We start from the raw sequence: 19,416 nt of genomic DNA, 5'->3' as shown, positions 1-19,416 counted from the left end.
ATGACGTCGCACACCGAGGTCGATCAAGTTCGGCTCATCGAAGCGCAGGCCGCGCCGACGAGGTTCGCGCGTGGCTGGCATTGCCTGGGTCTGGCCCGCGATTTCGCCGACGGCAAACCGCACGCGGTCAACGCCTTCGGCCAGAAGCTCGTCGTCTTCCGCAGCGGGGACGGCAACGTCAACGTGCTCGACGGCTACTGCCGGCACATGGGCGGCGACCTCTCGCAGGGGCAGATCAAGGGCGACGAGATCGCCTGCCCGTTCCACGACTGGCGCTGGGGCGGGGACAGCCGCTGCAAGCAGGTGCCCTACAGCAAGCGCACGCCCCGGCTGGCGCGCACCAAGGCGTGGACCACGCTGCAACAGGACGGGATGCTGTTCGTGTGGAACGACACCGAGGGCGAACCGCCGCCCCCGGAGGTCACCATCCCGCGCATCGAGGGCGCCACGAGCGACGAGTGGACCGACTGGCACTGGTACACCACCGTCGTCAACAGCAATTGCCGCGAAATCATCGACAACGTCGTGGATATGGCGCACTTCTATTACATCCACGGCTCGCTGCCCACCCACTTCAAGAACATCTTCGAGGGGCACGTCGCCACGCAGTACATGAACGGTGGCAGCCGGCCGGATATCGGCAGCCCCGAGGGGTCCCAGCTGCTCGGTACGACGTCGGTGGCGTCCTACTACGGCCCGTCCTTCATGATCGACGACCTGACCTACCACTACGAAGAAGGCGACGCCCAAACGATTCTCATCAACTGCCACTATCCGATTGACGCGAATTCCTTTGTGCTGCAGTACGGGATCATCGTCAAGAAGTCGGAAAAACTGTCCGGGGACGAGGCGATGCGGACCGCGATCGGCCTCGGCGACTTCGTGAAAATCGGCTTCGAGCAGGACGTGCAGATCTGGCGGCACAAGGCGCGCATCGACAACCCGCTGCTGGTCGAGGAGGACGGCCCGGTCTACCAGTTGCGCCGTTGGTATGAGCAGTTCTACGTCGATGCCGCCGATGTGCAGCCGGATATGGTGGACCGCTTCGAATTCGAGCTCGACACCACCCGGCCGTACGAGGCGTGGATGAAAGAGGTCGAGGCGAACATGGCGGCCCAGGCGGGACCGGTGTGATGCCGGTCCATCCGGACAACCGCCTCGACGACATGCCCATGATTCCCGTGGCCTGCCGCCGCTGCGGCGCGCGGGTGCTGGCGCGCAAGAGCACCTGGAACCAGACCAGCGTGCAGTGGAACTCCGACGCGACGGCGCGGTGCGCCGAACGCGCCGCGGCGCAGCAGATCTCGGCCCCCGGCGGCCGTGGCGTGTTCCTGGTGTGCTCGGCATTGGGTGCGTCGATAGTGGACGCGGTGCGGCACGGTGCCTTGACCATTGTCGACGATGCCGTTCAGATCGGGACATGACGAACGAGTCGGCCGCACAGCGGCGCCGTTCAGTTACCGAAGATGTCAAGTGGTCCGACGTGAGCGCGGTTGATCTTGACCCGCTCTGCTAAGCACCATGATCCATCGGGTCGGCGCCGCCAGGTGTCGTGATAGTCGCCGATGGTATAGAACCGCTTCGTCGCGTCGGCCGTCGAGTTCAGGTGCACATCACGGATGTACGCGCGACTCACTGCGGTGTCTCCCGAGACATCGACGACGACGTTGCCCAGGAGGTGCTGGGTGGGGCCGCACTTGTCGAGGAACCCGCGAATCATTCCGATGATCGTCCCGCTTCCCTGCAGCGGCCCGGTTCCGAAATCGCCTCGCACATCGTCGGCAAGCATCGAGGCCATCGTGTCCCAATCGCGGTTGTCCATGGCCCTCGCGAAGAGATTCAGTGCGCGCTCGACGTCACGTTCATCGCAGAGAGCCTGCAAGCGTTGCACATCCATGTGGCTACTCCCTGGCATCAGGCGTGCGCGCCGCCGTCGATCCTGATCTCGGTGCCGGTGATGAACGCGCCGTCGTCGGAGGCGACCATGGCGATCGCGGCCGCGACCGCGCCCGGGTCGCCCAGGATGTCGTTGTCCTTGCCGTGCAGCAGCGGGGTCTGCTTGGCCCACAGCCCCACGTCGTAGCCTTCGGGCATCTTGTCCAGGGTGCTCAACGCCAACGCTGTCGCGACACCCCCGGGCTGGATGTTGACCGCGCGCAGACCCTGCTTGGCGTATTCGAGCGCCAACGAATGGGTCAGGGACAACACCCCGCCCTTGCTGGCGGCATAGGCGAGCATGTACGGGTGCGCGAAAGACGCTGCCGTGGAAGTGAAATTGACCACCACGCCGCGCCCGGAATCCAGGAGGGCCGGCAGCGCTTGGCGAATCATGAGAAAGGTGCCGGTGAGGTTGACGGCCAAGGTGGCGTTCCAGTCGGCGAGCGTGTGCTCGTGCGTGTGCGCGCAGCGCTGGATCGCCGCCGCATTCACCAGCACATCGAGGCCACCGAGGTCGGCGATCGCCGAGTTCACCCCGGCGACGACGGCCTCCTCCGAGGAAATGTCGAGGCACGCGGTGGTCAGCCGCTCGCCGGTGCCGGCCCCGTGCGCGGCCGTCGCGGTACGCTGCAGGCCCTCGGCGGAGATATCGCAGGCGACGACGGCGGCACCCTCGTCGAGGAGCCGCGCCACGGTCGCCGCTCCGATGCCGGACCCGGCCCCGGTCACGATGGCGCGACGATCGGCGAAACGGGTCATCGCGCTGCCCCTTTCGGTCATGCCAGCTGGAAGGCGCTGATCGGCGCCTCATCGGGGTAGACGGACGGGCCACCCAGGTCGTAGGCGGCGTTGAGTTCCCGGATGAACGCGGCATCGTGCAGCGGCTCGCTCGGCACGTCGAGCTTGATGCCCCGCGCGTGGACGTCGTCGACCATCATGTCGATGGCCCGCTCGACGGTCAGGTCGTCGGAGCCCTCCATGTTCTTTTTCAGCTCCTCGAAGTCGGAGAACACCTCGGCCGACCAGTGCACCAGAAACCGCAGCTGCTCGGTGTGGTGGCGCGCGATCACCTCGTCACCGTTCTTCAACAGCCACTGATCGCGGTCGTCGGGATCGCCGGCGAACACGGTGTCGAAGGCCAGGCCGGCCGGGATCTGTTGGTCGAGTGGCCCGTTCGCCTCGCCGCGGTGAACCATCATCTCGTTTTGCACCACGACGCCCCGGTTGTAGATCGGCGGCAGCACGCGTCGCGGTGCGTGCAACGGGCCGTCGGGCCAATAGGTGAACCCGCTGCCCGCGTCGAGCGAAAACCAGGTGATCACCTGGGCCATTTTGATCAGGTAGTCCTGGAACAAGCCGGACTTGCCCATCACGCTGGTCAGCCACGTCGGCGCGTTCTCGTGGCGCACGCCGCGGAAACTCGGCGAATCGAGGTGCCCCGGATCGCGATTCGCGCACGGCCCGTTGATGTTGAACAGCATCAGTTGCGGCTTGGCGTACTCGGCGTTCCAGTAGCCCTTGGCCATCTCCAAAAACCGGGCGTTGTAGAAGCAGTCGTGCAGCTCCGGGTAGAGGACCGAACCGTAGTTCGCGAGGTAGCCGCGGAAGGTGGGAGTGAGAAACAGATCCAGCGTCGGGGTGAACCCGTCGGGAAAGACGCCGCTCATCGTCGCGATCAGTTCGTCGGCCGACGCGAAGTGCTGGGCGATGATCAGCTTCCACGGGCCCCGCGTTCGCACCACGTCGAGCAGGCGGTCGCGCTGATCGTCGGTGTAGACCTCCGCGATCTGGCGCGGCGGTGCGGCCGGGCGCAACACGTCGGACAGTTCCATCCGGCGCTCTTCGGTCAGCATCGGTCGTCTCCTTCAGGTTGTGAATTGCAAGGGATGCGCGAATTTGGCCCGCAACAGCGCCCCGAGTTCGGCGATGGCCAACCGGCCCCGCGCCGTCGCGTCCGAGCGCATCAGAAAGCCGTGGTACATACCCGGATACCGCGTGCTGGTGGTCTGCACGCCGGCGTCGCGCAGCCGGTCGGCGTACCGCTCGCCCCAGTCGCGGATCGGGTCGCAGCCCGCTGTCACGACGACCGCCGGCGGCAGGCCGGACAGGTCGGTGGCGTAGGCCGGAACGAGGTACGGGTCGCGCGGCGGTGTCGCCGCACCGTCCGCAAGGGTGTTCAGGAAGTCGATGTCGTCGCGGCGCAGCATCGGCGCGTCGGCCAGCAATGCGATTGACGAAACGGTCATGTCGCGATCCAGACCGGGGTACAGCAGCACCTGCGCGCAGATCGCGGGGCCGCCGCGATCGCGGGCGGCCAGCGCGACCGCCGCCGCCAGCGAGCCGCCCGCGCTGTCACCGATCACGGCGAGACGGCTTGCGTCGACCCCGATTTCGCCGGCGTGCTGCGCCACCCAGCCGGTGGCGGCGCAGGCGTCGTCGAACTGCGCGGGAGGCGACGACTCGGGCGCCAGTCGGTAGTCGACGGCCACCACCGTCGCCGCGCAGGCCGACGCCAACTCGCGAGCGAGCGGCTCGAACGAGTGGTTGGAGCCCATCACCAGCCCGCCGCCGTGGAAATAGACCAGCACCGGTGCCCCGGAATCGGTTGTCGGGCGGTAGATCCGGACGGGGATGGGCCCGGCGGGGCCGGGCACGGCGGCCTCGGTGACGCGCGCCATCTCGGGCATCGCGTCGGGCAGCGGCGCGGATTCGAGCGCCGCCCGCACCGCGGCCAGGCCGCGCCGGCGCATGGGCGGGATGTCGCCGAGCGAGGCGACACGCGCGGCGGCGTCGGGGTCGAGGGCGGGAGTCGTCATCGTCTCAGCGCCGGGGGGTGTTGCGCGGCAAGCACATTCGCTCGTTCGGCCATGGCCGCCGCGACCGACGGCTGGGTGAGCAGGTAGAACCGGCCCTCGGCGGCCTGCTCGAACACCGTTTCGGCGGCCGCCAGCGGATCCATGGCCCCGGCCTTGATGTCGAGCATGGCGGCGCGCTGCCCTTCGGCGGCAGCGGCGCCGGTGGCCGCCGACGGGTCCACCCCGCCCGCAGCCTCGAAGATGTTGGATACCACCGCGCCGGGCAGCACGGCCTGGACGTGAACGTGGTGGCCGTGCCCGGCCGACTCGACGTCCAGGCGCAGGCACTCCGTCAGCGCCAGCACCGCGTGCTTGCTGGCGATGTAGGGCGCCTGCAGGGGAATCGCGACAACCCCGCCGACCGACGACAGGTTCCACACCCATGCCCGCTCGCCGGCGGCCATCATCCTGGGCAGGAAGGCACGCACGCCGTGAAAGACGCCGCTGATGTTGACGTCGACGACGCGTCGCCAGTTGTCCACGGGCGTGTCCCACAGGTAGCCGAACTGTTCGACTCCGGCGTTGTTCACCAACAGCCGCACCGCGCCGACATCCCGGTACACCGTCTCGGCGAGCTCCTGCACGGCGTCCGGGTCCCGCACGTCGCACGTGACGGCCACCGCCGTCGCACCGGCGGCGCGAAGCTCCTCGCGCAGGGCCGCGACGGTGCCGGTGTCGACGTCGGCGAGGATCACCGTCATCCCCAATGCCGCGGCGTGGCGGGCGATTCCGGCGCCGACGCCGGAGCCGGCCCCGGTGACGACGGCAACCCCGCCGCCGAAAACCTCCCGTGCGCTCACCGGATTAGGAGGCGGTGGTGGCGGTGTCTGCGCCGCGCTCGGAGAGCAACACCGAATTGGTGGTATCCAGGACGATGTCCATCTCGGTGAACTCCAGCCCGCGGGCGCCGCGCCGCACGCCGACGGTGGCCACGCCGCTGGACACGGCGAACGGCAGGAAGTTCGCGACCTGGTTGACGAAGATGTAGAAACGCGCGCGGGTGACCTCGCCGTCGGTGCCGGTGCGGTGCACGTTCGTCGCGTGGTGGCGCAGCGGGTAGGGGCTCTGCTCGCGGTGGGCGGACAGCCAGTCCAGCACCGCCGCGCGGCCACGCAGCTCGGGCGACATCAATTCCTCGAAGGGGCTGGCGCCCGAGTCGCTTCGGGTCACGTACCGCACGTCGTCGGCGTAGCGCGCCGCGAGCTCGTCGTAGTGCGCCTCGTCGTAGTGGTACCAGAAGCCCGCGACGAACTCCTGCAGGTCGGGCAGCGTGATGTCGGTGCTCATGGCGGTGAGTCAACCCCGTTGTGGTGCGCGCAGTGCCGGCGATGCCCGGTCAGTGGAACATTCTCTGCATCCCCCGGCGCGGTGCCCCGATACTCGTGGCATGACAGCTGCTGCCCCGGTGGATTCCGGCGAGTTGCGGGCCAACCTGTCGCAGGCCGATCCCGGGGTGCTCGTGGCGGTGCTGGCGCAGTTGACCGGTGACCATGCCGTCGTCGACCGGTTCGCGCCGAGGATTACCCACGTTCCCGACCCGCCGGAGCAGGCCGGCGTCACCGATCCCGAGACGGCGGCCGAAATCGTCGAGGCGGTCGTGGCCGCCGTGCGGTCGAGGTCCATTGGCGCCGTCGCGCGCGACGCACCCGCTGATGCCGGCCTGTTCGCGCGGATCGCACCGCTGGCGCTCGGGGGGACCGTGGGCGCCGAGTACCTGCCGCTGTTGTTGGAGCAGGGCGGGTTTCAGCCGCGCCAGCCGGTGCTGCCCCGCACGGCCCGGCTGCCCGAGGGCTTCCGGGTCGCGGTGATCGGCGCGGGGATCGCCGGGCTGACCGCGGCGCTGGAATTGGCGGACGCCGGTATCGACTACCAGATCTTCGACCGCAACGACGAGGTCGGCGGCACCTGGTACACCACCACCTACCCGGGCATCGGCGTCGACACGCCGTCGGCGTATTACTCGCTGTCGCGAGACGTCAAGGGAGATTGGTCGAGCTACTACCCGATGGGCGCGGAGTATCAGGCCTATCTGGTGGCGGTGGCCGACAAGAACAACGTCCGGCAGCGCACCCGATTCGGCACCGAGGTCGAAGCGCTGTGGTGGGACGACGAGCGCCGGCAATGGCAGATCCATGCGGTGGGCCCGGGCGGCGCCCGCGACGTGAGTTACGCCGACGTCGTGATCCCCGCGGCCGGTTACCTTAACCGGCCGCGCTGGCCGGATCTGCCCGGCCGCCAGACGTTCTCGGGTGTCTCGGTTCATTCGGCCGAGTGGGATCCCGGGCTGGATCTGACCGGCAAGCGGGTGGCCGTCATCGGCGCGGGCTGCACCGCGGTCCAGATCGTCGACGCGTGTGCGGACAAGGTGGCACACCTGACGGTGTTCCAGCGGCAGCCGCACTGGGTGGCGCCCCGGCGGCGGCCCTCCGATGACGTGCCCGGCTATCAGCGGTGGCTGGGCACCCGGCTGCCCTTCTACGCCAACTGGATCCGGCTCAAATCGTTCTGGGGGACCGCGGACAACAACTACCCGGTGATCCTCAACGAACCCGAGTGGGCGGCCGAGCACCTGTCCATCTCGCCGGCCAACGACGTGCTGCTGCAGTTATGCCTGGGCTACATCGACCGGGTATTCGGCGCGGGCAGCGAGCTGGCCCGCAAAGTCACCCCCGACTTCGCGCCGTACGGCAAGCGGATCATCCGGGATCCGGGCGGCTACTACGCGGCGCTGGCGCGCGACCACGTGGACGTCGAGGCCGGCGAGCCCGCCCGGGTCACCGAGGCGGGCATCGTGACCGCCGACGGCCGCCACATCGACGTCGACGTCATCGTCTACGCCACCGGCTACCATCTGGATTTCCTGTCGACGGTGGACATTCGGGGCCGGCACGGCAGGCGGCTGGCCGATGAGTGGGGCGACAGTCCGCGGGCGTACCGCGGCGGGACGGTGCCCGGATTCCCCAACATGTTCATCTCGTCGGCGCCCAATTACAGCCCGGGGCACGGCGGCGGGCACAACTTCGGCGTCGAGGTGATGGTGCACTACGTCATGGAATGCCTGCAGTTGATGGCCCTGCGCGACGCGTCGGTCATCGAGGTGACGCAGCGCGCGTACGAGGAGTATGTCGCGCAGATCGACGCCACCATGGCCGGCACGGTCTGGTGCCACACGCCGAGCGCGCACACCTACTACCGCTCGGGTGGGGGGCGCATCGTGATCTCGTTCCCGTACCGGTTGGTGGACGTGTGGCATGGCCACCGCACCCCGGTCGAATCCGACTTCGACCTGCGGTGAGCGAATTGCTCGCCGGCAAAACGGCTTTGGTTACCGGAAGCAGCCGGGGGATCGGGCGGGCGATCGCCCAGCGACTGGCCGCCGAGGGCGCGACCGTGGCGGTCACGGCCCGATCCGAGTCACCGTCCTCGTCGGTGCGCGGGGGTGGTGCCGCGACGCTGCCGGGCACCATCGGCGAGACCGTCGAGATGATCCGGGCCGCGGGCGGCCGCGCGTTCGGGGTCGCGGCCGACCTGGAGGACGCCGCGCAGCGCGACGGATTGGTCGCGGAGGTGCTGCGGCAGACCGGCCGCATCGACATCCTGGTCAACAACGCCGGGTTCGCCGACTACGCGCCGATCGACGAGATGAGCCTGGAGACGTTCGACCGCACCGTGCAGCACTACCTGCGCGTCCCGTTCGTGCTGACGAAAGCCGCTGCGCCGCACATGCGCCGGCAGGGTGCGGGCTGGATCGTCAACATCGGCTCGGTGACCGGTGTCGCCCCCGCGCGGCCCTACCGCGACTACAACAAGACCTCCGGCGACGTGGTCTACGCGTCGGTGAAGGCCGCGCTGCATCGCTTCACCCAGGGCGTGGCCGCGGAGTTTCTCGATGCCAACATCGCCGTGAACTGCGTGGCGCCGTCGACGGCGGTCCGCACTCCCGGTGCGGCGCAACTGATCCCGGCGTCGTTTCCGACCGAGCCGGTGGAGTATCTGGCCGAGACGGTCCTGGCGATGTGCCGGCTACCCGCGGCGGAGCGAACGGGGCTGGTCGCGTTCAGCCTGCACTATCCGTGGTCGCAGCGACTGGCGGTACACAGCCTGGATGGCACACGGTTGTTGCCGCCGCTGGAACCGCCCGCGAGCGCCAACCCGAACATCCTCCCGGCGGGGATCTAGCTGAGCACGGCATCGGTGATCGCGCAGAAGCTGTGGCAGACGCGGTCTCGCACGATCACCTCCGGGCACTCGGGATCGAACCAGCGATCGACCACCGCCCAGTGGATGGGGTGCATCAGGTAGGGGCCCATCAGTCCGTCGACGTCGCTGAACTCCTGCTCGAATACGTGCGTCCACTGCGTCGTTCCGATCGCATGGTCGACCCGGCTGAGCTGCCACGCCCGGATGGTCCGCACGTAGCGCGGCATCGAGGACAGCTCGCGCTCGAAGCGCGCGACGGTCGGGGCGGGGTTCTCCGGCGCCACGCGAAGTAACAGCGTCCGGTAGACGGTGCCGGCAGTGTCTCCGCAGCGCTGGGGGACGCCCGCGTAATCGACCCCGTTGACCCGGGTCACGGCGGGGTCTTCCAGCAGTGCGGCGAATCGCCTTGGCGCGCAATCCCATTCATCCCTGGTGGCGAAGCTCAAATGCGCGAGGATGTCGCCGCCGTTGCGGCTGCCCGGCAGCGTGGGCCGCACGACCCAGCGCAGGGCCCCGGCTTCGGCCGCGGCCGCGCTGAATTCGCCGACCAGCCGGTCGCGATCGGCGGGGTTGACGTCGACCAGTCTGGTGACGCTATACATCGCACAGGCCGGCCACGTCGTCGGCGGCGGCGGCGAACGACCGGGACCGTTCCTGCACCAATTCGCCTACGCGCGACCACCATTCGGCCAGCGTGGGATCGGGGCGTCCTTGCCACGTCATTTGCCACCACGCCTCGGGACCGGGCAGGGTCCAGGTGATGGTGATCGTGTTGACCTGGTCGTCGCCCCAGATCGGCGGGCTGACCAGGACGTCGCGCAGCGTCATTCCGCGGGCGCGCCCCCCGGGGGCGTAGTCGGCGAGGTACGTGTCGACGAACCGCCGGGCGCACCCCGGGCGGGTGACCACCCGGTCGATGACGAACACTTGGCCGTCGGCCATGGGCTGCGTCAGGCGTACTGCAGCGCGGGACGGGGCGCGGGCCGCAACGGGCGCAGCGGCTGCAGGGCGGGCGCGGGGCCATCCTCGACGTTGCGCCAGATGCCCATTGCCGTCATCCGCACCGGGGCGGCGAGTCGTTGGTCGAACATCATCCGATTCATCGGGCCGCACACCGACACCGCCGCCCGGGCCTCGCCGGGGGCGCCGATCGGTGCTGCGACGCAACCGAATCCGAGTAGCGACTCCTCGCGTTCGAAGGCGATCCCGTGGGCGCGCACCTTGGCCAGTTCGACGGCCAGTTGCGTGCCGGTGCCGATCGAGTACTTCGTCTTGCGCACCCGCAGGTCGAGCTCGGCATCGTCGTCGCGGTAGGCGAGTATCGCCTTGCCGACCGCCGTGCAGTGGGCGGGCTGGCGACCGCCAACGCGCGTCGGGATCCGCTGGTCGCCGATCTTGTCCAGGTAGACGACGTCGGGTCCGTCGAGGACCGCGAGGTGCACGGCCAGCCCGGTCGCGCGGTGCAATTCGCCCAGCAGTGGGCCGGCCGCGCGCACCAGGCGATCCTGATGCACGGCCAGCGACCCCAGCTCGACCAGGCGCATGCCGAGCTCGTAGTCGCGGCCGTTGCGGCGCAGCCAGCGCAGCTGCACCAGGCGCTCGAGCATCCGGTGCGCCGACGAGCGGGGCAGACCGGTGCGGCGGACGATCTGGGCCAGCGTCAGCCGGCCCGGCCCATCGAAGGCGTCCAGGACCAGCGAGATGCGGTCGATGACGGCGGTAGGGGTGCTCGATTCGGCGGGTGCTGACACCGGTCCTCCTGGCTGGCATATTCCTATTAGGAATATAGTTCTAGCACACGGGTGTGGCCGCTGTCACATGACACGCGAACATCGAGGTTCCGCGGACGTAACGCCACGGCGAAATTCGGCGGGAGCCTTCGCCGCAGCGTTACGCCCGCGACAGAACGAGGGACCTCAGCCGCGGGCCGCGGAGCGGCCCGCGCGGCGGCCGTAGAAGCTGCCGTCGCCCAGCGAGACGCCGCTGGCATAACCCCAGGCGGCCAGGCCGGCGGTGCATCGGCCGGCCGCGTAGAGCCCGGGGATGGGCTCGCCGCTGACGTGCAGCACCTCGGCGTCCAGCGTGGTGGCCAGGCCGCCCAGCGTGAACCCGCCGGTGTTCTCCCGCAAATCGATGGCGCCGACGGGGGAGCCGATCGGCTTGATCCACTCCGGCTTCTTGTGCAGCAGCGGGTCCTCGCCGCGGGCGGCGGCGTCGTTGTACGCGGCGACCGTCGCCTGCAGCGAACCGGGCGCCAGGCCCATGTCGGCTTCCAGGTCGGCCACGGTGTCGCCCACCCAGGTCGCCGGCCGCAGCATGAATTTCGGTGACCACGACGCCATCGCCTCCTGCTGCGCGTCGTCGTCGATGATCAGGTAGGCGACGTTGTCCTGCTGGTAGAGCGTGAGCTGTCCGATGCGGCCGGGGTAGGTGTCCTCGGGGACGTAGCGCTGCCCACGGCCGTTGACCAGGATGCCGCGCACCAGCTGCTGCGGGTCGACGAAGATCGCGACCTCGGTGGCGTCCATGTGGGCGAGGTCGGCGCCCAGCGCCTGGGCCATCCGGATCGCCTGGCCGTCGTGCTGCTCGATCGACGCGGCCGGGCGCCCGGCGATCCGCGGCGCGTAGCGCGCGACCATCGCGTCGTTGTAGGCGAAGCTGCCGGTCGCCAGCACCACCCCGCTGCGCGCCCGGATCGTGATCTCGTCGCCGTACCGGCGGGCGCGGATCCCGACGACCCTGCCGTCGGACTCCACGATCAAACGCTGCGCCCGCACGTCGTAGAGCGCCCGCGCCCCGGCCGCGGTTGCCGTCTCGACGAGTGGCTTCATCAGCATGTAGCCCGCGCTGGCCTCGCCCTGCTTCTTGTTCTGCATCTGCGGGACGTGCCCGCGCGGCGCGGGCGTGGCGATGATGTTGAACGGGTAGGAGTTTTCGCCGCCGCTGTACATCAGGCCGTGATCGCCCATCGGCTCCCAGCCGGGTTCGGCGAAGAACTCCGCCTTGAACGGGACGCCGCAGCCGACGAGCCAGTCGAAGTGGGCGACGCTGCCGGCGCAGTAGTCGGCGATCCTGTTCTCGTCGGCGCCGGGACCCATCGCCACGTTGAGGAACGCCGCCATATTCTCGACGGAATCGTCGAAGCCACAGGCCTTTTGCAGCGCGGTGCCGCCGCCGAGATAGATGAACCCGCCGGCCATCGCCGCCGCGCCGCCCCAGGATCCGGTGCGCTCCAGCACCAGCAGGTCGGCGCCGGACCGGGCCGCCTCGACCGCCGCCGCCGCTCCGGCGACCCCGTAGCCGGCGATGACGACGTCGGCCTCGTCATCCCAGGAGGTGATCGACGACGCCGGCGCCGGCGTCACGTCGGAGTCGGATGTCATGGGCATTACATCCGCATGGCCGCGGGCATTTCACCGACCCACTGGTGGCCCCAGTAGCTGTCGGCGGTGATTTCCTCTGCGGTGTAATACCTTTCGTCGACGCGCATGCCGTCGGTGCCGAACTCGATGTCCCAGTCGCCGGGCGCGCGGACGTAGAACGAGACCATCTTGTCGTTGGTGTGCCGCCCGAGCGTGGAGGACAGCTGGAAGCCTTCGGCGTTGACCCGGTCCAGCGCCTGCCCGACGGCGTCGAGGGAATCGACCTCCACCATGATGTGCACCAGTCGCGGGTCGCGCTGATGCGCGGCGGGCACGATCGCCAGGCTGTGGTGGCGCTCGTTGATGCCGAGGAACCGAACCCGCACGGGGCCGAACTCTTTCGGCAACGGCACCCGAAACGCGCCGCGCGAGCGGAAACCCAGCACCTCGGTGTAGAAGTCGAACAGCCCGTTGGGGTCCGTCGCCGGAACCACCACGTGGCCCATGCCCTGGTCGCCGGTGACGAACCGCGCGCCGAACGGGGTGACGACGGGGCTGTGGTCGAGCACCGCACCGTGGAACACCTCGAGTGTGGTGCCGGCGGGATCCTCGAAGGTGATCACCTCTTCGACGCGGCGGGCCTCGGCCTCCTCGGTGGACAGCTGTTTGTAGGCCACGCCGGCGCCGTCCAGGGTGGCCTGCACGCGCTGCAGGGCCGGGTGGTCGCGCACCTCCCAGCCGACCGTGAGCACCCGGTCGGTGTCACCGGGCACCACGATGAGCCGGGCCGCGCGCTCGTCCATCCGCAGGTACAGCGCCGACGGGTCGGGGCCCTTACCCTCGGCGAAACCCAGCACACCGAACGCGAACTGCCGCCAGCGGTCGATGTCGTTGGTCGAAATGGTGATGTAGCCAAGGCTTTTCAGGTCACTCACCGTCAATGCTCCTAGTTCGCCGTTAGATGAGGGCCCGCAGCGGGCCCTCGGGCGGGTCGATGCCGATCGAACTCAGCGCCGACGCGTGATACGTGGTGCCGGGCACGTGGATGGCGTGCATCTGCCCAACGTGCACGTCACGCCAATACCGCTGCAGCGGCTTGTCCATCCGGGCCGCGTTGCCGCCGGAGCGGGCGAAGATCTCGTCGACGGCCGAGACCGCGCGCCATACCGCGCGAACCTGGGTGCGGCGCCCGGCCGCGCGGTCGGCGAACGACACCTCCTTGCCGGCCGCCACCATGTCGTAGATGCGGTCGGCGTTGGCCAGCAGCTCCTGGCGGGCGGCGTTGATGTCGGCGGCGGCCTCGCCGATCGCGTGCATCACGTAGGGGTCGTCCTTGATCGCGGTCCCGGTGGCGCCCACCCGGCCCCGCTGGTAGTCGAGGTGCGCGGCCAGCGCACCCTCGGCGATGCCGATGGTCGCCGCGGAAATGCCCAACGGGAACATCGTCGACCACGGCATCAGATACAACGGCTCGGTCATGCCGGCCTCGCGCTGGGCCGTGCCGTCCATCACCTTCGTCGCGTCCATCGTCCGGTAGGTCGGGACGAACGCGTCGGAGACGATGACGTCCTTGGAGCCGGTTCCGCGCAGCCCCACCACATTCCACGAGTCCTCGACGATCTCGTAGTCCTTGCGCGGCAGGATCATGTGCAGCATCTGCGGCGGCATCAACGGGATGCCCTTGTCGTCACCGAGCATGGCCCCCAGGATGATCCAGTCGCAATGGTCGGTGCCCGAGCTGAACTGCCAGCGGCCGTTGAAGATGTAGCCGCCGTCGACCGGTTTGGCCACGCCCTGCGGCGCGTACGGGGATGCCATCCACGTGTCGACGTCGTCGGCCCAGATTTCGGCGGCGACCTTCGGGTCCGCATAGGCCAACTGGTAGGGATGCACGCCCACCACGCCGACGATCCAGCCGGCCGCCGGATCCAGCGCCGCGGTGGCCATCGTCGTTTCGGCGAACTCGCGGGGGTGGACCTCGAAGCCCTGGTACTGCTTGGTCTGCAGCAGCCGGATCAGCCCGGCGCCCTTCATCAGCTTGACGGTGTCGTCGGTCAGCCGGCCGAGCCGTTCGGCTTCGGCGGCCTGGTCGCGCAACTGGTCCGCCATCGCTACAACCCGGTCGAGTACCCGGTCGCTCATCTCGTTGTCCTTACCTGTAGGGGCCCCCTAATGGTTTACCGCAGTTGGTGCCGAAGCCGAAGGCGTTCCCGGTGAGCGGACGCAAATCCCCTACCGTGTGTGCTTGTGAGCAATCTCGTCAGGGCGCCGCGATGACGGGGCTGGCCGGCAAGGTGGTGGTGGTCACCGGGGCCGCCCGGGGCACCGGGCGCGTGCATTGCCAGCGGTTCGCCGACGAGGGCGCCGACGTCATCGCGCTCGACGGCCCGGCCGTCGCCGACGACTTGCGCGGCACCGCAACCGAAGTCGAGAACCGCGGCCGGCGCTGCGCGACCGGCCTGGCCGACGTCAGCGACCTGGAGGCCGTCGCGGCCGCGGTCGGTGCCGGCGTCGCCGAGCTGGGCCGCCTCGACGTCGTCGTCGCCAACGCCGGAATCCACCTGCCGGGCGCACCCTCGTGGGAGCTCGACCCGCAAGACTGGCAACGCACGCTCGACATCAACCTGACCGGCGTCTGGCACACCGTCCGGGCGGCGGTGCCGCACATGGTTGATCGGGAAGGCGCGGACGGCGGGTCCGTCATTATCATCAGCTCCACCAACGGAATTCGCGGGACCGCCAACGCCGCCCACTACACGGCGAGCAAGCACGCCGTGGTCGGCCTTGCGCGCACGCTGGCCAACGAGCTCGGTCCGCGAAACGTCCGGGTCAACACCGTGCATCCCGGCGCGGTCGCGACCCCGATGGTGCTCAACGAGGCGACGTTCCGGCGCCTGCGCCCCGACCTGGACAACCCCACCGCCGCCGACGCCGCCGAGGTGCTCAAGGCGCGCAACCTGCTTCCGGTGCCGTGGGTGGAGCCCGTCGACGTCGCCAACGCCGTGGTGTTCCTGGCCTCCGACGAGGCCCGCTACATCACCGGCACCCAGCTCGTCGTCGACGCCGGCCTCACCCAGAAGGCGACGTGACCGGAGCCGCCAACAAGTGAGGGGCACCAGCATGAACGATATGGACGAACTGATGGTCCGGCTGCGCCGGCTCGAGGACGACCGCGACATCCGGCAGTTGATCGCGTCGTACGGTCCGGCGGTGGACGCCGGTGACCCGGACGCCACGGCGCGGCTGTGGGCGAGCGACGGCGTGTACGACGTCGACGGCCGGCGGATGGAGGGGCGCTCCGAGGTTCACGCCATGGTGGCTTCGGATGCCCACCAGGACCTGGTGGCCAGGGGATGTTGCCACTTCCTCGGGCCCTGCGTGGTCACCGTCACCGGTGACGAGGCGGTGGCGGTGTGCGAGTCGCTGGTCCTCATCCGCGAGGGCTCGGAAAGAGGGGCCTACCGGGTGTGGCGGGCCACCGCGCACCATTTCGCGCTGCGGCGCACCGACGGCGGCTGGGAGATCGCCACCCGCACCAGCCGGGTCCTCGACGGCAACCCCGACGCGCGTGCGCTGCTGACGAAGGGCCTCGCGGGCTAGCGCGACAAAAAGGCCAGCACGGTGCTTTCGAACGCCTCCTTGGCCTCGATCATCGCCCAGTGCCCGGAGTTGGGGAAGATGTGTAGCTCCGCGTTGGGAATGGTGCGCATCGGGATCAGGGCCATGTCGGGCGGGCTCACCCGGTCGTCCCGGCCCCAGGTCAACAGGGTGGGCGCCGTCAGCTTGTGCATCACCGCCCACGGCATCGGCCGGTCGGAGGCCGCCATCGCGGCGTTCATCGCGGCGAACGCCGCCTTGCCGTACATGCGGCGGGCGGCCTCCAGGGCCGTGGGATCGGTCGCGAGCTGCCACCGTTCGTCGATCAGCTCGTCGGTGACCATCGCCTGGTCGTAGACCATCGACTTCAGCCAGTCGACGAGCCGCTGCCGGGTCGGATCCTCGACGAACTCCTGCAGCAGCCGAATGCCCTCGCTGGGGCTGGGGCTGAAGATGTTGGTGCCGATGCCGCCGATGGTCACCAGGCGGCCGACGCGGTCCGGGTTCTGGGTGGCGAAGTTGATGCCGACGGCGCCGCCCATCGAGTTGCCGACGATGTGCGTCTTGTCGACGCCGAGCGCGTCCAGGAACGGCGCGACGGCGCCGAACGCCGTGAGCATCGGGTGACCGCCCAGGTCGTCGGTGACCCCGAAGCCGGGAAATTCCAGGATCAGGCAGCGGAAGTGCTCGGCGAACGCGGGCAGCACCCCGCGAAAGTTGCGCCAGCCGGTGACGCCGGGGCCCGAGCCGTGCAGGAACAACAGGACCGGCTTCGAGTCGGGGCCGCAGTCGTAGTAGCGCAAAGCGCCCTTCGGGGTGCTGATCTCGCGCAGGTCTTGCTCGACGGTCGCTGGAGAAGTCACGGCTGTCACCCTGCCATGCCGCCGCGGCGATCGAGAGCGGTGTCCCGCCGACCGGTCATTGGCCGCGCCGGGCCATGGTCGAGCCGGCCGCCGCCCAGTCCGTCGACACCTTCCGGTGCTTGATCAGCCAGGTCCCGCCCTCGGGTGCCAGGGTGTCGCGATAGCGGCCGAAATGGTCCAGCCCGACCTGGGTGACCACGGTGAAATAGGACGAGACCTCCGCACGTTCGGGCGACACGGCGGTGAACAACACGTTGGCGACGTTGTGCCGGACGATCGGCTTGACACCCGCGGCGCCCGCGGCCACCTTCCCGGTGACGCCGCCGAGGAACGACGCGATCTCGGTTCGCCCGCGCAGCGGCTCCAATCCGCGTATCTCGAGGACGCCGTCGGCGCAGAACGTCTCCGCGAGGCCCTCGAGCCGGCCGCCGTCACCGGACCAGTTGTACTGCGCGAGCGTGTCCCGGATCTGCTCGCGGGCAATCAATTCCCACATCTCCACCGTCGACTCCTTCCCATTTCGCGGGCGCTACTCATTAGGGCGAGGCGGGACGATTCGTCCAGTCCCGGCCGGGCCGCCGCGACGAGCGGAACCAGCCGCCCGCCGCGCCGGTGCCGCCGTCGGTGGGGATGGTGTGGCCGGTGACGAACCCCGCCAGGTCCGAGGCCAGGAACAGGATCACGCGGGCCTGGTCCTCGGGCAACCCCATCCGGCCGACCGGAACCCATTGCGGCCACTGCGCCTGCTCCTCGGCGGACAGCCACTGCGAGTAGGGCACCTGCAATGATTCGGTGACGTCGGGGCCGATCGCGTTGACCCGCACCCCGTCGCGTCCCACCTGCACGGCGAGGCTGCGGGTGAAGTGGATGACGGCGGCCTTGAAGGCGGCGTAGACGGGATCCTCCGGGTAGCCGCGTAACCCCTCGACCGACGAGACGTTGACGATCGACCCGGCCCGTCGCTCGATCATCGCCGGCAGAAACGCGTGGGTGACCAGGAATACGTGGTGCAGGTTGATGCGGTACAGGTCATCCCACAGCTGCGGGTCGGTGTCGACGAAGTCGCCCGGGTGGCGCAGCCAGTGGCCGACGTTGTTCACCAGCACGTCGACCCGGCCGTAGCGATCCAGCGCCGCCCGCGCCAGGCGGGCGACCTGGTCCGCGTCGCGCACATCGGTCGCTATCGCCAGGCCCGCGCCGCCGGCCGCCGCGATCTCGTCGACGACCCGGCCGGCGAGCTCGGTATCGATGTCGGCGATCACCACCTGAGCGCCGTGCCGGGCGAACAGGCGCGCGGTCGCGGCGCCGATGCCGCCGCCACCGCCCGTGACTACCGCGACCCGGCCGGCCAGCAGCGCGTCGACACCCTGTCCCATGGCTCATATCTTGGGGCACCCGCGGCGCCCGGGCTCGCTACCCACGTCCTTCGCGGGCAAAACGTGACAAAGGTGACATTTGCTGCGGATTTGCCCGTCGTTTTTCGCGCTCGATGGCGGGTAACCGTCGTTTCTATAGGAGTCGAATGCAAATGGTAGTCAGAGCAGGGTCAGAGCGTTTGTTGCCGAGCCAGGCGATGAATCGGCGATACCATCACCGCCACAGCGCCCAGTCGTTTGCTGTGTCCATGGCGAGCCGGTTGATCGTGAAAAACGTGGTGCGCGCGTGGGCCGTTCAGCCGAATCTGCATTGGCCCTTCGAATACGTGGACGGACTGGCGGGATTGGTGCCACATTTCGGTTCCGCGGCCAAGATCGAACCGATGCGGCTGGACAACTGCGCGGCCGAGTGGGTGCGCGCGCCCGGCGTGTCGGGCGAACGCGCGATCCTCTACCTGCACGGCGGCGCGTTCATCACCTGCGGCCTCAACACGCACCGATCCCTGGTGACCCGGCTGTCCAAGGCGGCGGACGCCGCCGTGCTGGCCGTCGAATACCGCAAGCTGCCGACGCACCAGATCGCCGACGCGATCGAGGACGGGATGAGCGGGATCCGCTGGCTGCTGGACCGCGGTTACGACGGCGACACCCTGGTCGTGGCCGGCGACTCGGCCGGGGGATACCTCGCGTTCATGACCACGCTCGCGGCCATCCGCGCCGACCTCGTCAGGCCCGCGGCCGTCGCGGCGATTTCGCCCTTCACCGACGCCGATCCCGCCCGCAAACTCAGCCACCGCAACGCGCGGCGGTGCTCGATGTTCACCCGCGGGGCGTTGTCGATGTTCGCCCAATACCTCGGCGAGGCGCGGGTCCCGGCGGGCGGCGGAGCCAGCTGTCGGGTCGAGTCGCCGGTGGACGCGGATCTCGGGGAGTTGCCCCCGGTCACCATCCACGCCAGCAGCGATGAATTGCTGCGGCCGGACGCCGAGTTGATGGCCGAACGCCTGCAGGACAGCGGAGTTCGATGCGAGCTGCATTTGTGGGACGGCCAAATTCACGACTTCCCGCTGGCGGCCGACGTTTTGCCGGAGGGCCGGCAGGCCATTCGCTACATCGGCGATTTCATTAAGAGGGTCACTGACGAGAGCCGCGGGTTGCCGGACAACTGGCGGCGCTCGGCAAGGCGCCGTCACGCTCATCTCTCCGCCGCGGCGGGATGACCCGG

Annotated in this window: 22 protein-coding genes; 7 read left to right on the top strand and 15 right to left on the bottom strand. The window is 69.3% G+C overall.

All coding sequences use genetic code 11. From position 1 onward, the window contains the following. Nucleotides 1–1,134, top strand: coding sequence for a 3-ketosteroid-9-alpha-monooxygenase, oxygenase component (locus AC5Y43_RS08705; protein ID WP_499971456.1), 1,134 nt, complete (start codon nucleotides 1–3; stop codon nucleotides 1,132–1,134). After that, nucleotides 1,134–1,424, top strand: a complete 291-nt coding sequence (locus tag AC5Y43_RS08700; RefSeq protein WP_499971454.1) for a ferredoxin — start codon at nucleotides 1,134–1,136, stop codon at nucleotides 1,422–1,424. The genes AC5Y43_RS08705 and AC5Y43_RS08700 overlap by 1 nt, the downstream gene beginning before the upstream one ends. Before the next feature lie 29 nt (nucleotides 1,425–1,453). On the opposite strand, the gene AC5Y43_RS08695 is transcribed toward AC5Y43_RS08700, so the two are convergent. Genes AC5Y43_RS08695 through AC5Y43_RS08670 form a run of 6 tightly spaced genes read right to left on the bottom strand, consistent with a single transcriptional unit; the run spans nucleotide 1,454 to nucleotide 6,080 of the window. Beyond that, nucleotides 1,454–1,897: a nuclear transport factor 2 family protein gene (locus AC5Y43_RS08695; RefSeq protein WP_499971452.1), complete on the bottom strand. Its 444-nt coding sequence runs from the start codon at nucleotides 1,895–1,897 to the stop codon at nucleotides 1,454–1,456. Between the two features lie 17 nt (nucleotides 1,898–1,914). Continuing rightward, nucleotides 1,915–2,697, bottom strand: coding sequence for an SDR family NAD(P)-dependent oxidoreductase (locus AC5Y43_RS08690; protein WP_499971450.1), 783 nt, complete (start codon nucleotides 2,695–2,697; stop codon nucleotides 1,915–1,917). 17 nt (nucleotides 2,698–2,714) lie between these two features. After that, entirely contained in the window at nucleotides 2,715–3,791 is a 1,077-nt protein-coding gene (locus AC5Y43_RS08685) for a hypothetical protein (RefSeq protein WP_499971447.1), read from the bottom strand. Between the two features lie 12 nt (nucleotides 3,792–3,803). Further along, entirely contained in the window at nucleotides 3,804–4,754 is a 951-nt protein-coding gene (locus tag AC5Y43_RS08680) for an alpha/beta hydrolase (RefSeq protein ID WP_499971443.1), read from the bottom strand. Further along, complete coding sequence (locus AC5Y43_RS08675; protein WP_499971441.1) at nucleotides 4,751–5,593, bottom strand: SDR family NAD(P)-dependent oxidoreductase; 843 nt, start codon at nucleotides 5,591–5,593, stop codon at nucleotides 4,751–4,753. Before AC5Y43_RS08675 ends, AC5Y43_RS08680 begins: the two co-directional genes overlap by 4 nt. A 4-nt stretch (nucleotides 5,594–5,597) precedes the next feature. Further along, a complete protein-coding gene (locus AC5Y43_RS08670; protein ID WP_499971439.1) occupies nucleotides 5,598–6,080 on the bottom strand; it encodes a nuclear transport factor 2 family protein in 483 nt (160 codons plus the stop codon). Between the two features lie 100 nt (nucleotides 6,081–6,180). On the opposite strand from AC5Y43_RS08670, the gene AC5Y43_RS08665 reads away from it, so the two are divergent. Together AC5Y43_RS08665 and AC5Y43_RS08660 are read left to right on the top strand one after the other, a co-directional pair. Further along, a complete protein-coding gene (locus AC5Y43_RS08665; protein ID WP_499971437.1) occupies nucleotides 6,181–8,088 on the top strand; it encodes a flavin-containing monooxygenase in 1,908 nt (635 codons plus the stop codon). After that, complete coding sequence (locus AC5Y43_RS08660; RefSeq protein ID WP_499971435.1) at nucleotides 8,085–8,972, top strand: SDR family NAD(P)-dependent oxidoreductase; 888 nt, start codon at nucleotides 8,085–8,087, stop codon at nucleotides 8,970–8,972. Before AC5Y43_RS08665 ends, AC5Y43_RS08660 begins: the two co-directional genes overlap by 4 nt. Here AC5Y43_RS08660 and AC5Y43_RS08655 read toward each other — a convergent pair. From AC5Y43_RS08655 to AC5Y43_RS08630, 6 genes are all read right to left on the bottom strand, one after another. Continuing rightward, nucleotides 8,969–9,595, bottom strand: coding sequence for a Dabb family protein (locus tag AC5Y43_RS08655; protein ID WP_499971433.1), 627 nt, complete (start codon nucleotides 9,593–9,595; stop codon nucleotides 8,969–8,971). The genes AC5Y43_RS08660 and AC5Y43_RS08655 overlap by 4 nt on opposite strands. Next, nucleotides 9,588–9,935: a hypothetical protein gene (locus AC5Y43_RS08650; protein ID WP_499971431.1), complete on the bottom strand. Its 348-nt coding sequence runs from the start codon at nucleotides 9,933–9,935 to the stop codon at nucleotides 9,588–9,590. The genes AC5Y43_RS08655 and AC5Y43_RS08650 overlap by 8 nt, the downstream gene beginning before the upstream one ends. Nucleotides 9,936–9,943: 8 nt before the next feature. Then, the gene (locus AC5Y43_RS08645) at nucleotides 9,944–10,744 is read right to left on the bottom strand and encodes an IclR family transcriptional regulator (RefSeq protein ID WP_499971428.1); all 801 of its coding nucleotides are present in this window, start codon (nucleotides 10,742–10,744) and stop codon (nucleotides 9,944–9,946) included. A gap of 165 nt (nucleotides 10,745–10,909) precedes the next feature. Next, on the bottom strand, nucleotides 10,910–12,376 hold the full coding sequence (locus tag AC5Y43_RS08640; RefSeq protein ID WP_499971426.1) for an FAD-dependent oxidoreductase: 1,467 nt from the start codon (nucleotides 12,374–12,376) through the stop codon (nucleotides 10,910–10,912). Between the two features lie 5 nt (nucleotides 12,377–12,381). Then, nucleotides 12,382–13,290, bottom strand: coding sequence for a biphenyl-2,3-diol 1,2-dioxygenase (gene bphC / locus AC5Y43_RS08635; protein ID WP_499971424.1), 909 nt, complete (start codon nucleotides 13,288–13,290; stop codon nucleotides 12,382–12,384). 22 nt (nucleotides 13,291–13,312) lie between these two features. After that, on the bottom strand, nucleotides 13,313–14,497 hold the full coding sequence (locus AC5Y43_RS08630) for an acyl-CoA dehydrogenase family protein (protein ID WP_499971422.1): 1,185 nt from the start codon (nucleotides 14,495–14,497) through the stop codon (nucleotides 13,313–13,315). A 131-nt stretch (nucleotides 14,498–14,628) separates the two neighbouring features. On the opposite strand from AC5Y43_RS08630, the gene AC5Y43_RS08625 reads away from it, so the two are divergent. Further along, a complete protein-coding gene (locus AC5Y43_RS08625) occupies nucleotides 14,629–15,444 on the top strand; it encodes a mycofactocin-coupled SDR family oxidoreductase (protein ID WP_499971420.1) in 816 nt (271 codons plus the stop codon). A 31-nt stretch (nucleotides 15,445–15,475) separates the two neighbouring features. Beyond that, nucleotides 15,476–15,955 (top strand): nuclear transport factor 2 family protein, encoded by a 480-nt coding sequence (locus AC5Y43_RS08620; protein WP_499971418.1) that lies wholly within the window; start codon nucleotides 15,476–15,478, stop codon nucleotides 15,953–15,955. On the opposite strand, the gene AC5Y43_RS08615 is transcribed toward AC5Y43_RS08620, so the two are convergent. Genes AC5Y43_RS08615 through AC5Y43_RS08605 form a run of 3 tightly spaced genes read right to left on the bottom strand, consistent with a single transcriptional unit; the run spans nucleotide 15,952 to nucleotide 18,191 of the window. After that, nucleotides 15,952–16,815, bottom strand: coding sequence for an alpha/beta fold hydrolase (locus AC5Y43_RS08615; RefSeq protein WP_499971416.1), 864 nt, complete (start codon nucleotides 16,813–16,815; stop codon nucleotides 15,952–15,954). The genes AC5Y43_RS08620 and AC5Y43_RS08615 overlap by 4 nt on opposite strands. 55 nt (nucleotides 16,816–16,870) lie before the next feature. Beyond that, nucleotides 16,871–17,317 carry a nuclear transport factor 2 family protein gene (locus AC5Y43_RS08610; protein ID WP_499971414.1) on the bottom strand — a complete coding sequence of 149 codons (447 nt, stop codon included), beginning with the start codon at nucleotides 17,315–17,317 and terminating at the stop codon, nucleotides 16,871–16,873. A 34-nt stretch (nucleotides 17,318–17,351) separates the two neighbouring features. After that, nucleotides 17,352–18,191 (bottom strand): SDR family NAD(P)-dependent oxidoreductase, encoded by an 840-nt coding sequence (locus AC5Y43_RS08605; protein ID WP_499971412.1) that lies wholly within the window; start codon nucleotides 18,189–18,191, stop codon nucleotides 17,352–17,354. A 152-nt stretch (nucleotides 18,192–18,343) separates the two neighbouring features. Between AC5Y43_RS08605 and AC5Y43_RS08600 the strand changes: the two genes are divergently transcribed. Further along, nucleotides 18,344–19,411, top strand: a complete 1,068-nt coding sequence (locus tag AC5Y43_RS08600) for an alpha/beta hydrolase (RefSeq protein ID WP_499971410.1) — start codon at nucleotides 18,344–18,346, stop codon at nucleotides 19,409–19,411. The last annotated feature ends 5 nt before the right edge of the window (nucleotides 19,412–19,416 follow it).

The organism is Mycobacterium sp. NGS57, from assembly GCF_059812405.1.
Note: the sequence above shows the minus strand (reverse complement) of the source record. Positions and strands in the feature narration are given on the sequence as shown.